14 protein-coding genes and 1 other RNA gene are annotated in these 15,817 nt (G+C 27.6%); 10 read left to right on the top strand and 5 right to left on the bottom strand.

The genetic code is table 11. From position 1 onward, the window contains the following. From QML81_RS08505 to rnpB, 3 genes are all read left to right on the top strand, one after another. Complete coding sequence (locus QML81_RS08505; protein ID WP_281951004.1) at positions 1–855, top strand: 2-oxoglutarate ferredoxin oxidoreductase subunit beta; 855 nt, start codon at positions 1–3, stop codon at positions 853–855. Between the two features lie 83 nt (positions 856–938). Continuing rightward, positions 939–1,508 carry a 2-oxoglutarate:acceptor oxidoreductase subunit OorC gene (locus QML81_RS08500; protein ID WP_281951003.1) on the top strand — a complete coding sequence of 190 codons (570 nt, stop codon included), beginning with the start codon at positions 939–941 and terminating at the stop codon, positions 1,506–1,508. Positions 1,509–1,685: 177 nt separating this feature from the next. Further along, positions 1,686–2,085, top strand: an RNA gene (rnpB, locus tag QML81_RS08495) — RNase P RNA component class A. Here the strand turns inward: rnpB and QML81_RS08490 are convergent. Then, positions 2,084–2,554 carry a DUF2231 domain-containing protein gene (locus tag QML81_RS08490; RefSeq protein WP_281951002.1) on the bottom strand — a complete coding sequence of 157 codons (471 nt, stop codon included), beginning with the start codon at positions 2,552–2,554 and terminating at the stop codon, positions 2,084–2,086. The two genes, rnpB and QML81_RS08490, sit on opposite strands and share 2 nt — an antisense overlap. A 79-nt stretch (positions 2,555–2,633) precedes the next feature. Further along, entirely contained in the window at positions 2,634–4,436 is a 1,803-nt protein-coding gene (locus tag QML81_RS08485) for a mechanosensitive ion channel domain-containing protein (RefSeq protein WP_281951001.1), read from the bottom strand. A gap of 73 nt (positions 4,437–4,509) precedes the next feature. On the opposite strand from QML81_RS08485, the gene QML81_RS08480 reads away from it, so the two are divergent. Further along, the gene (locus QML81_RS08480) at positions 4,510–5,439 is read left to right on the top strand and encodes an EI24 domain-containing protein (RefSeq protein ID WP_281951000.1); all 930 of its coding nucleotides are present in this window, start codon (positions 4,510–4,512) and stop codon (positions 5,437–5,439) included. Here QML81_RS08480 and QML81_RS08475 read toward each other — a convergent pair. Both QML81_RS08475 and QML81_RS08470 read right to left on the bottom strand, forming a co-directional pair. After that, the gene (locus tag QML81_RS08475) at positions 5,436–5,882 is read right to left on the bottom strand and encodes a Fur family transcriptional regulator (RefSeq protein WP_281950999.1); all 447 of its coding nucleotides are present in this window, start codon (positions 5,880–5,882) and stop codon (positions 5,436–5,438) included. The two genes, QML81_RS08480 and QML81_RS08475, sit on opposite strands and share 4 nt — an antisense overlap. Positions 5,883–5,891: 9 nt before the next feature. After that, complete coding sequence (locus tag QML81_RS08470) at positions 5,892–6,206, bottom strand: TraR/DksA family transcriptional regulator (RefSeq protein WP_281950998.1); 315 nt, start codon at positions 6,204–6,206, stop codon at positions 5,892–5,894. A gap of 66 nt (positions 6,207–6,272) precedes the next feature. On the opposite strand from QML81_RS08470, the gene metK reads away from it, so the two are divergent. Continuing rightward, positions 6,273–7,463 carry a methionine adenosyltransferase gene (gene metK / locus QML81_RS08465; RefSeq protein ID WP_281950997.1) on the top strand — a complete coding sequence of 397 codons (1,191 nt, stop codon included), beginning with the start codon at positions 6,273–6,275 and terminating at the stop codon, positions 7,461–7,463. Here metK and QML81_RS08460 read toward each other — a convergent pair. Further along, a complete protein-coding gene (locus QML81_RS08460; RefSeq protein ID WP_281950996.1) occupies positions 7,447–9,843 on the bottom strand; it encodes an AAA family ATPase in 2,397 nt (798 codons plus the stop codon). The two genes, metK and QML81_RS08460, sit on opposite strands and share 17 nt — an antisense overlap. Before the next feature lie 66 nt (positions 9,844–9,909). On the opposite strand from QML81_RS08460, the gene QML81_RS08455 reads away from it, so the two are divergent. From QML81_RS08455 to QML81_RS08435, 5 genes are read left to right on the top strand one after another with little or no spacing between them, the layout of a single operon-like run. Next, positions 9,910–10,701: an HlyD family secretion protein gene (locus QML81_RS08455; protein ID WP_281950995.1), complete on the top strand. Its 792-nt coding sequence runs from the start codon at positions 9,910–9,912 to the stop codon at positions 10,699–10,701. Next, positions 10,698–12,428 carry a molybdopterin-containing oxidoreductase family protein gene (locus QML81_RS08450; protein ID WP_281950994.1) on the top strand — a complete coding sequence of 577 codons (1,731 nt, stop codon included), beginning with the start codon at positions 10,698–10,700 and terminating at the stop codon, positions 12,426–12,428. The genes QML81_RS08455 and QML81_RS08450 overlap by 4 nt, the downstream gene beginning before the upstream one ends. Further along, a complete protein-coding gene (locus QML81_RS08445) occupies positions 12,425–13,612 on the top strand; it encodes an aspartate aminotransferase family protein (protein ID WP_281950993.1) in 1,188 nt (395 codons plus the stop codon). Before QML81_RS08450 ends, QML81_RS08445 begins: the two co-directional genes overlap by 4 nt. Beyond that, positions 13,612–14,793, top strand: coding sequence for a TolC family protein (locus QML81_RS08440; protein WP_281950992.1), 1,182 nt, complete (start codon positions 13,612–13,614; stop codon positions 14,791–14,793). Before QML81_RS08445 ends, QML81_RS08440 begins: the two co-directional genes overlap by 1 nt. Beyond that, positions 14,786–15,775, top strand: a complete 990-nt coding sequence (locus QML81_RS08435; RefSeq protein WP_281950991.1) for an SAM-dependent methyltransferase — start codon at positions 14,786–14,788, stop codon at positions 15,773–15,775. The genes QML81_RS08440 and QML81_RS08435 overlap by 8 nt, the downstream gene beginning before the upstream one ends. Positions 15,776–15,817 lie beyond the last annotated feature (42 nt).

The following is a 15,817-nucleotide window of genomic DNA, read 5'->3' as shown; positions in this document are numbered from 1 at the left end:
ATGGCATTTAATTATGATCAATATTTAAGAACAGATAAAATGCCAACACTTTGGTGTTGGGGTTGTGGTGATGGAATTATTTTAAAATCGGTTATTAGAGCAATTGATAAGCTTGGCTGGAATATGGATGATGTATGTGTTGTAAGTGGGATAGGATGTAGCGGAAGATTTAGCTCATATATTGATTGTAATACAGTACATACAACACATGGTAGAACAGTTGCATATGCAACAGGAATAAAATTAGCAAATCCGGATAAACATGTAATAGTAGTTGCTGGCGATGGAGATGGTTTAGCAATTGGCGGTAACCATACTATTCATGGATGTAGAAGAAATATAGATTTAAATTTTATTCTTATAAATAACTTTATATATGGGCTTACAAATTCACAAGTTAGCCCAACGACTCCAAAAGGGATGTGGGCTGTTACAACTCAGTATGGAAATATTGATCCTACTTTTGATGCTTGTGAGCTTGCTAAAGGAGCTGGAGCAACATTTATAGCAAGAGAGACAGTTACTGATCCAAGAAAACTGGAAAAAATGTTTATTAAAGGTTTTGAACATAGAGGATTTAGCTTTTTTGATGTTTTTAGTAACTGCCATATCAACCTTGGTAGAAAAAATAAAATGGGCGAGGCTATCCAAAATCAAGAGTGGATAGATAGCATTACAATGCCAGCTAAAAAATGGGAAAAACTAAGTGATGAAGAGAAAAAAGCATATTTTCCAACTGGAATTTTATATCATGATGATTCTCAAATGGAATATTGTGATGCTTATGATTTAGTTATTGAAGCAGCTCAAAACAAGAAAAAAGTTGAGCAACCTATTCAAGTAAAATCGAGATAATTACTTTAAGTTTTCCCCTCTCTGGGGAGGCTCATAGTAGTTATTCAAAGAAATAACAAAAACTAACTCAAAGGAAGTTGACTATGAGATATCAATTAAGATTTACAGGTGTTGGTGGACAAGGTGTTTTATTGGCTGGTGAAATTTTAGCTACAGCTAAAATTAAGCAGGGTGGCTATGGTGTAAAAGCTGCAACATATACATCCCAAGTTAGAGGTGGTCCTACAAAAGTTGATATTATTTTAGATGATGAAGAGATTTTATATCCTTATGCTAATGAGGGTGAAATCGATTTTATGCTTTCAACTGCTCAAGTAAGTTATGACCAATTTAAAAGTGGTGTTAAACCTGGTGGTAGAATTGTAGTTGAGCCAAATTTGGTAACACCATCTAATGAAGATATTCAAAAATGGGAAATTTATGAAATTCCTCTTATTACAATTGCAAAAGAGGAAGTTGGAAATGTTGTTACTCAATCTGTTGTTGCTCTTGGTATAACAGTTGAGATGACAAAATGTATCGATAGAGATTTGGTATTTGAAACTATGATTTCTAAAGTTCCAGCAAAAGTTGTTGAATTAAATAAAAAAGCTTTTGAACTTGGTGAAAAATATGCTAGAGAGGCTTTAGAAAAAGGGCCTTTAAAAGTATAAAAATAGTCATTAGTCATTGGTAATTAGTCATTAAGACTAATCCAATGGCTAAATGATGAATAATATAAAAAATAACTCCTAATTACTTGTTTGAATAACTAAATGACTTAATCTTCAATATCTAATGCTTGATGCTCAAAACTCTTTACTTTCAGAAAATTTTAAGGTATAATTCAATTGGCATAGCAGAGGGCTGCTGCTAATGCAGAGGAAAGTCCGAGCTGCAATGAGACAGGGTTCCACCTAACTGGTGGCTGGCGAAGCCTATCTAGGATAAGCCAAGGGAAAGTGCAACAGAAAGTAAACCGCCCCGCACCTACTTTTGTATATTGTATCGATAATATATAATTTATAAATACATATGCCCAAAAGTAGGTGCGGGGTAAGGGTGAAAGGGTGAGGTAAGAGCTCACCGCTTCTGTAGCAATACAGAAGGCATTGTAAACCCAACCCGCAGCAAGTTAGGCCTGGTTAAAGTCTCATGATATTGAGCCTAACGCAAGAGCTCTATAGTGATATAGAGCCATAGATAAATAGCCCTCAAATACAGAACTCGGCTTACAGCTATGCCAACATTATTTATTTAAGTTATTAAATCTTTCTTTAATTATTTTGTTATCAATTCCTCCAGAATATTTATATACTATTTTTCCGCCCATATTACCTTCATATAAGACAGCTAAAATAGTAAAAATTATAAATAGAAGTGATAATTTTTCTAAAGTAAATGACTTTTTTAATATTGCAAACCATTTTAAAAATGTTGTTACAAAAAGAGTTATTACAGTAATAAATCCAAATAATTTATGTTTATAAATTAGAGATTTTCCATTTTCTAAAATAAGATTATTATTTAAAATATTATTTGCATCATTTAATCCCCCATATATTGCGAAAAAAGAGATTAATAATGAAAGAGCCAGAATCCTTGTTGAAGCTTTTGAATAGGTAAGATCTTTTGTACCTAAATAAGTTAATTGAGAAAACAAAGCTGCAACTGGAAGAGCAATAACAAAGTGTACAAATGGGGGATGCAGTACATTCATTTTTGATCCTTTGGGTGGAATATAATTATTATATTAGTTTATAATTAAATATAATTTAAATTTTGAAAAATTGTAAATTTTATCTTTTAAGATTAACTGAAATTGGCTCTTTGATATGTATATCTCTTTGAGGAAAAGGTATTTCGATACCACACTTATATAAAGATTTATATATAAGTTCTAAAAATTCTGCTTTTGTTCTTCTTGGAAGTAAAGTTTTTTCTCCTTTTACCCAAACAAATAGTTCAAAATCAACACTGCTATTATTCATTTGAGTCATTACAACTAAAGGTCTTTTAAAGGGGTCTTTTCTTATGAAATCTATATCACTTTCATTGAGAGCATTAATAATACATTTTTTAACCTTTTCAATATCTGTTCCATATGCTACACCAAAAGGGATTCTTAATCTTCTAACATCTGAAGTTAATGTCCAATTGATAACATTATTTTGAATAAAAGTTTGATTTGGAATGATTATGTCAATATTGTCATTTGTAGTTATTGTAGTTGATCTCATACTTATATCTGTAACAATTCCTCTTAAATCTTCACTAAGTTCTATAAAATCCCCAATTTTTATACTTTTTTCAAACATTAATATAATTCCAGATATGAAATTTGATACTATATTTTGAAGACCAAAACCAATTCCAACTGATAAAGCACCTGCAATTAAAGTTAATGATGTGAAATCAATACCTATAGCTTTTAAAGATATAAAAAATGATAAAATGATAATAAAATAGTATCCAAGATTACTAAGAAGTGTTCTACTTGATTGAGTCAGATTAACAACTCTTTGACTAAGGCTTTTAATATATCTTTTATATATCTTTCCAAGATATATACCAAATATTAAAATTAAAAGAGCTCTTAAGATATCAAGTGTATCAATATTTTTTTCATTTAAAGTGAAGATTGGTTTTTTAAATAGACTCCATATATATTTTGCAAAATCAATAATTGACTCTTTTGTTTCAGCAACAAAAACTTTTGTTTTGCCCATTTTATATGTTGTAAATTTATCTAGAACAAATAAAAAAGCATTTGTATAATAATTATCTATATCTGCAATATCTGCTATATATTTTTCAATTTTATTTTTATAGTAAAAAGCTTTTTTATTTTTATATTTTACTTCTTTAAAGAAAAAATAAAGATAGTTTTTTATGATATTTTTTATTATTTGAACTCTTTTTTGATTTAAAATTTTTAAAGATTTTTCTATTTTTATTATTTTGTCTTTTCTTTCTAAAAGTTTTAATCTTTCATATTCAAGTTTGAATTGGGCAATTTTATTTTTTAATTCGTCATATTCTTTGGATTTTTTTTCTATAATTTTTTCAATATTTTTTTTATCAAATGTTATTTTGTCTATATTAGCTGATATTGTTTTTATCCAATTGTCAAAATTATTTTCTACATAGCTTATTTGTTTTTTAAGTTTTTGATAACTTCTATAATAAAAGGCATACTGCAGTTGAAGTGTTAAATATTTTTTATCTTCTTTTTTTAAATTCTCAATAGTATGTTTAATTATTTCTAACTTTTTCTCTTTTTCTTTTGCATCATCTAGTTTTTGCAAATAGTCTCTGTAAACATTTACAATATTTAAAAAATTTTCTATTAATTCCTCTGAATTTTTTGCTTGATTTAATGTAAATTTTTTACTCTCTTTTTGATATTTTGATATATTTATTAGTTTATATAATAGTGATTCTTGAAGTTTTATTTCACTATTGTTACTCTCTTTTGATTTTAACTCTTTTAGCAATGATTCATATACTTTTACATTATTTGGTTTAATTAATGTAGTATTAATATCAGAGGCAAAAATTATGCAAGTTAAATATAATAAAATTGATAATATCTTTTTCATGATTCCCTTTATTAGAAAATTTTAATTAATTTATTATATCATTATAGAAATTATAAAATATAAAAGGCTTAATATGGTCAAATTTAACTATTTTTTTGTGAAATCTATAAAAGATGTATTGACAACTGATAGTATTAAATTGGCTTTAATCACAGGCATTCCGGTTTTGTTATTATGGTTTGGGATAGGATGGTTATTGTGGGATGTAGTTACATCATATACATATAAAATAATAACTTGGATACCATTTTCAATAATACGTGCAAATGGTGCTTTTATTATCTCATTTTTTATATGGTTTTTAGCAACAATGATAACATATGCTTTTATAATAGGACTTTTTACAAATTTTTTCTATAAGAATATTGAAAGTAGATTTTATGAATTTTTAAATGTATTATTGATTTTAATGATATCAGTTTTTTGGTCTGCAGTTATCATTTTTAAATGGAATCTTATATATGAAGAAATAAAAAAGCTTTTGACATGGCTGCCTTTTGAAACTGTGGATCAAGGAATTTCTTACCTTTTGGCTATTTATATTTTTTATAACTTTTTTGTTATAACACTATATTTAGTTGTATTTATATATAAAGAGCCATACTTATCAACATTAAAAGATATTCACTATCCTGATATTGACTCACAAAACAATATAAAATCCAATTTTGCATTTGCTATTTTATCTAGAGATATTTTTCTTTTTATAGTTTTTATGTTAGCTGCAGTTCCAGTTTTATTTATTCCATTTGCAAATTTTTTAATTATTTGGTTTTTATGGACTTGGTTATATAAAGAATCAGCATTTCTTGGAGTTTGTTCAATGTTTTGTGCGGATTATGATTTTGATGAATTAAAACATCATAGATTAATTATTTGGAGTATTGCATTAACAGCATCGGTATTGAATTTTATTCCAATTATCTCTTTTTTTACTCCATTTTTTGTTTTAACAATGTATTTTCATTGGATAATGCATCATAAAAAAATAATGAGGAGTTAAGACTCCTCTTTTGTACAATCTTCACATAAACCATACATATTAAGTTCATGTGTAATTAATTTAAATCTATGTTTTTTTGCAATTTTTTCTTGTAATCTCTCTAACTCTTCATCATAAAATTCGATAATTTTTCCGCAATTTAGACATATCATATGATCATGATGAGAACCTCTATTTAATTCATATTTTTTTCCTTCGGCACCAAAAGAGATTGAATTAACTAATCCTTCATTTTCTAAAAATGACAAAGCTCTATATACTGTTGCAAGTCCTATTGAAGGATTTATTTTTTTAACTTCATTATATATCTCTTCTGGTGATAGATGTTTATTTGAATTATATAAAACTTTTAAAATCTCTTCTCTTTGAGTTGAATATTTTAAACCTTTTGATTTTACAATCTCTTTTAATCTATCCTTATATTCATCAAAGCTCTTTGTCATAATTTTCCTTTAACATTTATGAAGAGGATTTGCATATAAAATATCGATAGAAATTTCGCTTCCATCTTTGCATTTACCATATGTTCCTTGTTTTATTTTTAATAGAGCTTCATTTATATCTTTTAACTCATCTTCTAGTCTTTTAATAATAGCTTGGTTATCTTTATCTGTGTTTTCTAATACAGCCATATCCTCCATATCATCAATAGCATCATCTCCTATCATACTTTCGACTTCTGCTCTTATATTTTTAAGCTCATTTTCTACTTCTTTTTTTCTTTTTTCTAAAATCTCTTTAAATTCATTAAGTTGTTCTTGAGTCATATTTTCCCCTTTGTTTTTTTATAGTAAACTCTCATGTTATAATACCAAAAATTAAATAGGAGTAGTATGTATTTATATACTTCAGAGTCAGTTTCTCCAGGACATCCGGATAAGTGTGCAGATATTATAGCAGATAGAATTGTGGATGAGTTATTAAAACTTGATAAAAATGCTAGAGTTGCAACTGAAGTTTTTGTAGTTGGTAAAAATGTAATAATAGGTGGTGAGGTAAAAATTGATAAAAATATAGATAAAAATTTTTATATAAACTGCGCAAAAGAGGCTTTAAAATATATTGGATATCCTGAAAAAGGATTTAGTGAAAATGAAACAATTTTTCCTGAAGATTTAAATTATGAAGTTTACATAAGCAGACAATCTCCTGAAATAAGTATAGGAGTAGATAAAGAAGGAGAAATTGGAGCTGGTGATCAGGGAATGATGATAGGCTTTGCAACAGATGAGAGAGAAGATTTTATGCCAGCAGCTTTGATGATGGCAAGAGAACTCAGAGATATTTTATATAATAATGCAAAACTGAATCCACATATTTTTGGTATTGATTTAAAAACTGAAGTTGTACTTGATTATGAGAGTAAAGAAAACTTTGATAAAAATATTCCAAAAAGAGTGGATAAAATTATAATAGCTCAATCACATTCAAAAGATTTTAATGAAGAAGATATTAGAAAAAATTTAAAAGAGCTTATATTTAAACAGGCTTCATTTACAGATATGATAGATGAAAAAACTGAATTTTTCATAAATGGAACAGGTAAATTTGTTATTCACGGTCCTATTGCGGATTCAGGTTTGACTGGCAGAAAAGTAGTTGCTGACACATATGGAGCCTATGCTCCAGTTGGTGGTGGTGCTCAAAGTTCAAAAGATTATACAAAAGTTGATAGAAGTGGACTTTATGCTGCAAGATGGATTGCAAAACATATTGTAGCAGCAGGACTTGCTAAAAAAGCAGTAGTTGAAATATCCTATGTTATAGGAATAGCCAAACCTCTTTCTGTTACTGTAAATACATTAGGAACATCCAAAACAAAATTAAAAGATGAAGAGCTTTCAGATTTGATAAAGAATAGATTTCCTTTAACTCCTCTTTGGATTACAAAAAAATTTGGACTTGATGAACCTATAAAAAATGGTTTTACTTATGTCCAAACTGCTGCTCGTGGACAAGTTGGATATGAAGAGTATCCTTGGGAGAAGCTTGATGAATTGGAATGGTTTAAGAGCCTTCCATAATTTTTTTAAGCTCATTCCCATCGATAATCTCTTTTTTAATTAGCTCATTTGCCACTTTTTCTATCTTATTCCAATATTTATCAACCAAATTTTTTGTTTTTTTAGTTGCCTCTTGTATCCAATAGGATATCCTTTCTTCAAGTTTTTCTTTAAATAGAGATTTGCTAACATTTTGGTTTAATGTATCTATATTTACATATCCTATCTCTTCATCCATTCCAAAATTTGCAATTGCATTATATACTTCCCAGGTTGCCTGCTCTAAATCTTGAGATGCTCCTGTATCTTCTCCCTCTTTTGGAAATTTTTTTAGTTTTGCTATACGTCCAGCAAGAGCAACACATACATCATTAAAAAGCTCCTCTTTTGATATATTGGTAATAAACTCTTGGTCTGTATATGAAACAAATCCTAAAGTTTCAGCTCTTGGAGTAATAGTTACTTGCTCTATTTTTATATCTGGAAGCAAAATATAGCTTAAAACAGCATGTCCAGCCTCATGATAGGCAGTTTTGTGAAGATCTTTTTCAATATTTCTTATTCTTTTTTTCTCTAATTTATATCCATATTTTATATTGTTTATCTGCTCAATTAAAATATCTTCAGTAATGACTTTTAAATTTTTTCTAATTACATATAATGCAGCCTCTTTTCCAACTCTTTGCATCTCATATCCACTCATTCCAGACATATACCTTGCAACTCTATTAATATCTATTTTTCCATCATTTGGTTTTTCTAAAATCTTTTTAATAAAAAATTTTCTAGCCTCCATATCAAGCTCTGGAACCTCAACAAATATATCAATTCTTCCTGGAGCTATAATATTTTTATTGATATCTTCTTTATTTATAGCTGTTGCTATTGTAAAAACAAAATTTTTCCCTTCTTGGTTTAAAGAATCAAGCTCATTTATTAAAGTTTCAGGTGGCATTGTTGTATAAACACCCTCAATCAAACCTTTTGTATCTATCTCATCCAAAAATATAATAGCTGGTGCAAACTCTTTTGCTTTTTCATAAGCAACTCTTATTAGGTTTTCATCAAAAAGGTCACTTCCAGTTAAATAGATATACGGAAGATTTGCCTCTTTTGCAAAAGCTAATCCAAGAAGGGTTTTCCCAACCCCTTTTGGGCCGTATAAAAGCATTCCTTTTGGCATATCTATTGAAAATTTTTTTATTAAGTTTGGATGTTTTAAAACTTCAATAATCTCTTTTAAACTCTTTTTAACACTTTTTTGTCCAGCAACATCATCAAAAGATATATTTGAGTATAAAAGTGCTGGTTTTTCATATGGAGAGATATAAAGAGGAAGTCTCTTTTTTGTTGCTTTTTTTATACTAATATCTAAAATATTATCTTTTATTTTAGAATCAAATTTTAATTCAACACTTTCGTTTCTTTTTATTATATCTTTTACAAACTCCTCTTCATCTTTAATTTTATCAATAAAACTTAAAGCTTCTTTATCTACTTCAAAAACAGTTTTTTTAGGGGTTATGTTATGTTTTGTAATATTTGTATAAATAAGATCAATTATAAAATCTGGTAATTTTTTATGGATTCTTCTTGCATTTATATATGGAGAAAAGCTAAAAACAATAAGTTTTATGAAATCTTTACTATTTTTAATCTCTATAGAAATTTTACTTTTTTCTTTAAAAATTTTGATAGTTTCGTTTAATACTTTTTGGGCAATTTTATAAATAGAGTCTATTTTTAATGGTTTAAATAAAATTATGTAATTTTGTACAATTGTTGATAAAAGTTCTGGATCTATTGCATTTTCAACTAAATCATAAATAACTTTTTTCTCTTTTGCTATATATTCTATGATTTTTGCTTCAGCTTTTAACTTATCCTTTTTATAAAAAGATAAAAAGTCCTCTCTTTTTATATAGTTTGAGCCAAGAGTTGATGTGAAAATAATTAAAATATTACTAAAATCAACACCACTCTCTTCATATGGTGCTTTTATATAGTTTAATATTGCTAATTGTATAACATTGTCAGCTTTATCAATATCTTTAAAAACAATTATAGAATTTGGATATTTTTTTACAAAATTTGTTAAAGAGCCATTCTCTCCTATCAGCTTTTTTTGATCATTTGGATCTGTAAATTCAGCCATATCAAAAATTTTTATATTGTCAAACTCATCACTATATTTTGCTAAAAGTTTTGCAAGATATACTTTTCCGCTGTTATGTGGCCCTAAAAAGGTAAAAAGAGCTTTGAAATTTTGTTTTGTTGGAGAAAAATTTATATGAATTAATGCATCAACAACCTCTTCAATTGCTTCATTTTGTCCAAAAATCTCTTTTTTTAGCTTTTTCTTAAGTTCTTGTGCTTTTATAAAAATAGTTTTGTTTTCCATGGTTTTCCTAAATATTATTTTTTTATTATTATAGTAAAATATCCACTACTATTTAATGGAGCTTATATGAAAAAAATATTTTTTGTAATTTTTTTATTTTCTTGTACTGTTTTTGCTGCAGAGCATATTGCAAAAGTTGAACCTTTTGAGATATATTCAATAAAATCAGCAGTTAGCGGAAAAGTTGTAAAAAGTTTGATAGATTTAGAAGGCAAAAGTGTAAAAAATAAAGAGATTATAAAAATAGATAGCTATATAGATGAAAAAACTCTAATAGATTTGCAAAATAAGCTAAAAAATTTAGAAGATATTTTGAAAATTGAAAAAGAGAGTCTAAAAAATTTAAAAAAACTTAATGAAATTAAAAAAGATAACTACAACAGAATAAAAAATCTAAAAACAAAATCAAAATTTGAAAAAGATTTAAAACTAAGCGATTATCTAAATACATACAATCTTTATCTATCACAAAAAGAGAAGATAAAAAATTTACAGATTCAAATTGATGATATAAAATTAAATATAGAAAAAACAAAAGATATTTTAGATAAAAAGAGTATAAAAATTGATGGATATATATATAAAATATATGTTAAAAGAGGAGATTTTGTAAATTTTGGCTCACCTTTGGTAGATGTTGCAGATATATCAAAAGCAAAAGTTGTTATATATCTTGATAAAGATGAGATGAAAAATATTGAAAATAAAAAGATATATATAAACGGGAAAAAAACAGATTTAAAATTTTATAAACTTTTTAAAATTTCAGACCCAATTCATATCTCGGCTTATAGAGCTGAAATATTATTAAATAGACCAAAACTATTTTCAAAATTAATTAAAGTGGAGATAAAATGAAAAAAACAGCTTGTCCTTTAGATTGTTATGATGCTTGTAGCATAGTTGTAGAAGAGAAATTAAAAGGAGATAAAGACCATCCTATTACAAAAGGCCATCTTTGCTATAAACTAAATCATTATTATAATTATCCACAACTCAATAGTGCTTATTATAAAGGCGAGAAAATCTCAATAAAAGAGGCTCTAGATATTTTAGAAGAGAGGTTAAAATCATCAAAGAATACTCTTTTTTTTAGAGGAAGTGGTAATGTTGGAAAGATGCAAAATGTAACTGATCTATTTTTTAGCAAAATTGGTGCAACTTTTACTGAGGGTAGTTTATGCGATGCTGCTGGCCAGCTTGGTATTATTGAGGGAAGAGGGAAAAATCTAATTTTGCCAATTTCTCAAATCAAAAAGAGTGAGCTTGTTATTGTTTGGGGTAGAAATATAACCTCTACAAACTCTCATATTTTGCCATTTTTAAGCGGAAAAACGGTTGTAGTGATTGACCCTGTTAAAACAGATATAGCAAAAAGAGCCTCTATGCATCTGCAAATCAATCCAAGAACAGATTTGGAGCTTGCTTGTATGTTAGCAAGATTTATCTATATGCAAAATGCAGAGGATGAAGAGTTTATTGAAAATAAAACTGAAGATTATGAGTTTTTTGCAGATTTTATAAGAACATACAGAATTGTTCCTACAGTTGATAAGATTGGTATTGATGTGCTTGATGTTGCAACTTTGGCTGAGCTTATGAGCTCTATGAAAACAGTTATTTTAGTTGGGAATGGTGTTCAAAAATATTCTCATGGAACAGAAGTTGTAAGAATGATTGACTCTCTTGCTGCAATGCTTGGACTTTTTGGAAAAGAGGGTTGCGGAGTTTCATTTTTAGGAGATACTGCTGTTAATTTAGATGATCCATTTAGGGTTGAAGCAAAAAGAGTGCAAAAGGCTGTTGTTGATTTTAGTAAGTTTGATGTTGTATTTATTCAAGGAAGCAATCCAGTTGTTACTATGCCAAACTCAAAAAGGGTAATAGAGGGATTAAAAAATAGTTTTAGCGTAGTGTTTGGATTATATATGGATGAGACAGCAAAATTGGCTGATTTAGTAATTCCAGCTAAAAACTTTTTGCAAAAGAAAGATATTAGATTTAGCTATGGCCATGAATATGTAGAGTTAATGCCAAAACTGCAAGATAATGATAAAGCTATAAGCGAATATGAGTTTACTAAAGAGATGTTTAAAAGATTTAATTTTGATGGCCTAAAAGATGAAGATGAATATATAGAGCATTTTAAAAAACAGTTAATAAAAGATGGAGATTATTATAAACTTCCATCATTTATGGAAAATCCATATAGCGATGATTTTTATACAGATGCTGGACTTTTTTGCTTTTTGGATGAGGTAGAAGATGAATTTGACCATGAAGAAGAGGGATTTTATTTAATAACTCCAAAATGCAAAACATCTTTAAATTCTCAATTTAAAAGGGATAACTTTTTATATGTCCATCCATCAACAACACTAAAAGATGGCGATATTGTCATAGCAACAAGCAGGTACGGAGAGGCTGAATTTGAAGTAAGAGTTGATGAAAATTTAAAGGAAAATTTAATCTTAGCATATAGCGGAAATGAAAAAGTAAACTTTTTAACACCGTCAAAAACAGATAATTATGGAAATAATGCAATTTTTCAAGAGGTGAAAATTAAGATAAGGAAGAAAATATGACACTAAAAGAGATGGATTTAGAATATGTTCTTCATACATATGCAAGAAATTATGTAAATTTTAAAAATGGTATTGATGCAACTCTTTATGATGAAGAGGGAAAAGATTATATAGATTTTACAAGTGGTATTGGAGTAGTTAGTGTTGGACATGGAAATAAAAGATTAAGTGAAGCTATATGTGAGCAGGCAAAAAATATTATCCATATTTCAAATCTATATCTTATCGAGCCTCAAGCGATTTTGGCCAAAAGGCTTGTTGAATTAAGCGGATATGATATGAGGCTATTTTTTGCAAATAGTGGGGCTGAGGCAAATGAGGGAGCTATAAAGATAGCAAGAAAATATGGTGAAGTTGATGGAGAGATAAAAAGATATAAAATTATAACTTTAAAACACTCTTTCCATGGAAGAACAATTACTGCTTTAAAAGCAACAGGTCAAGAGGCTATGCATAACTATTTTGGTCCATTTCCAGATGGATTTGTATATGCAGAAAATATTGATGAGATTGAAAAATTGATTGATGAGCATACAGTTGCAGTTATGATTGAGCTTATTCAAGGAGAGGGCGGGGTAGAGCCTCAAGACAAAGAAAAAGTGCAAAATTTAGCAAAAATGTTAAAAGAAAAAGATGTTTTACTCATTGTTGATGAAGTACAAACAGGAATCTATAGAACAGGAGAGCTTCTTGCAAGCAATCTATATGAGATTGAGCCAGATATTATAACACTTGCTAAAGGTCTTGGCGGTGGAGTGCCAATTGGAGCAATTATGACAAGTTTAAAAGATATATTTAAACCTGGTGATCATGGAAGCACTTTTGGAGGAAATTATTTAAGTACAAGAGCAGCAAATGAAGTTATAGATATTTTAGAAGAGTATAAAAATAGTGGAAGGCTTGATGAATTGATGATATATTTTGAAGATAAGTTAAAAGAAATAGCAAAAAGATATGAAAATCTTTTTGAAAAAGAGGTTGGTATCGGTTTTATGAGAGGCTTAAGAGCAAAAAGTGCAGATATTCAATCAAAACTACTTCAAAAATCTTTTGAAAATAGGGTATTGGTACTTAAAGCTGGTAGAAATACTGTAAGATTCTTGCCTCCATTAACTATATCTAAAGATGAGATTAATGAAGGAATTGAAAGATTTGAAAAAGCTATAAAATCTTTGGAGCAGTAATGAAAAAAAAGATTTTTATACTTTTTTCTTTTTCACTTTTATATTGTGATGAATCTATACTTTCATCATTAAAACAAAAAGAGTTTGATATTGATTATAAAAAAAGTGAGGTTGAATCGAAAAAATTAAGAGATTCTTGGATAAATCCTATAAATATGAGCTATATTAAAACAAAAAATGATCAATATGGACTAAACTCTGAAACAAAAAGCTTTAAAATAAGTATAGATCAGCCTATTTTTAAAAGTGGCGGGATATATTTTGCTATAAAATATGCCGATGCAAATAAAGAATTTTCTAAATTATCAATTAAAGAGAGAGAAAAAGAGTTAATTGCAAAAGCTTTAGATCTTTTATATAAATATTATAAAACAAAGCTAATGATAGAAAAACAAAAACTGTTGATTGAAAATGCAAAAATTGATGTTTTAAGGAAAAAAGAGCAGTATCTAAGCGGATTTTTGGATAGCTCATTTTTAGACCAAGCAATTTTAAATAAAAATCAACAGGAATTAAAACTGCTTGAATTACAAGATAGTTTAAATGAGATATATAAAAATTTTAAAAATATTAGCGACAAAGAGCCAGATAATATAAAACTTCCTCATTTTACCATTATAAATAAAGATGAATACTTAGAAAAGAATATAGCTATAAAAAAATATAAAGAGGATGAGAAGGTAAAAAAGTATTTTAAAAATATGACAATTGCACGATATCTTCCATCATTTTCATTAACTGCAAGTTATAATGAGATAGAAAATAAAGCAGCTTTATTTATGCCTTCAGGAAAAGAGAGCTACAAAGAGTATGGATTTAAAATAACTATGCCTCTTTTTGATATAAACTCTTTTAGAAATATAGAATCTACTAAACTAGATTTTTTAAAATCTAAAATTTTAAAAATAGATAACAAAAGAGAAGAGCTAAATAGATATGAAATTACCTTGAAAAAGATAAAAATACTTGATAAAAAAATCAATCTTGCAAAAGAGGATATTAAGCTTTATTCCTCTTTATTACAAGATACAAAAAGCAGATATGAAGCTGGAGAAAAGACAATTTATGATGTAGATACTTTAAAAAACTCACTTGATAATAGAAAAATTGATATTAAAATATATGAAATAGAAAAACAAGAAAATCTTCTTGAAATTTATAAAAGAGTTGTAAATGGTTAGATTTAGTAAATTTATGCAAGAGTGGCTTTATGCATATGATGGATATTATGCAAACTTTAAAGCTATAGGAAAAGAGGGGGATTTTTATACTGCTGTAAGTGTTAGCAAATTTTTTGGTGGGGCTATTGCTAATCATTTGATAAAACTTATTGAAAATGGTGTTTTATCTAAAGATTGTGCTATCTTTGAAATAGGGGCTCATCAAGGATATCTTTTAGCAGATATTATTGAATTTATCTATACTTTAAAACCAGAACTTTTAAAAACACTCTCTTTTAATATCATTGAGCCATTTGAAAATCTAAGAAAAACTCAAGAAGAGTATTTTAAACAAAGCTTTGGAGATGTAATAAAGCTAAATCATTACAAAAGTCTAAAAGAGGTTAATAAAAAAGAGGCTTTTGTTGTTGCAAATGAGATATTTGATGCATTCCCTTGTGAGTTAATATTTAAAGGTAAAATGGCATATGTTGATGATTTTAAAATAGTTTGGAAAGAGATGAATAAAAATATTGAAAAAATTGCCTCTAAATATCATCAAATAAAAGGTGAAGTTGCCATAGGATATGAAGAGTTTGCAAAGGATATGGCAAATGCATTTGAAAAGTGCTATTTTTTAACTTTTGATTATGGAGATTTAGAAGTAAGAGAAGATTTTTCCATAAGAGTATATAAAGAGCATAAGGTTTATCCACTATTTGATGAAGAGTTAAATTTAAAAGAGGTATATAAAAAAAGCGATATTACATATGATGTTAATTTTTCTTATTTGATTGACTCTTTTGAAAATGCAGGATTTAAAAAAGACTCTTTCAAAACGCAACTTGTTGCATTGGTTGATTTTGGTATTTTAGACCTATTAGAGATAGTTAAAGAGAAAAAAGGATTTAATGCATATCTAAGAGAGGCAAATAAAGTTAAAACTCTCATAAATCCAACTATGATGGGCGAAAGATTTAAAATGGCAAGTTTTATAAAATAGAAAAATTATTTATTAATAAAATATGTTATAATTTATAAAAAA

The sequence above is a fragment of the Nitrosophilus kaiyonis genome, from assembly GCF_027943725.1.
GTDB lineage: Bacteria > Campylobacterota > Campylobacteria > Campylobacterales > Nitratiruptoraceae > Nitrosophilus_A > Nitrosophilus_A kaiyonis.
This window is presented reverse-complemented; position numbering and strand designations above follow the sequence as displayed.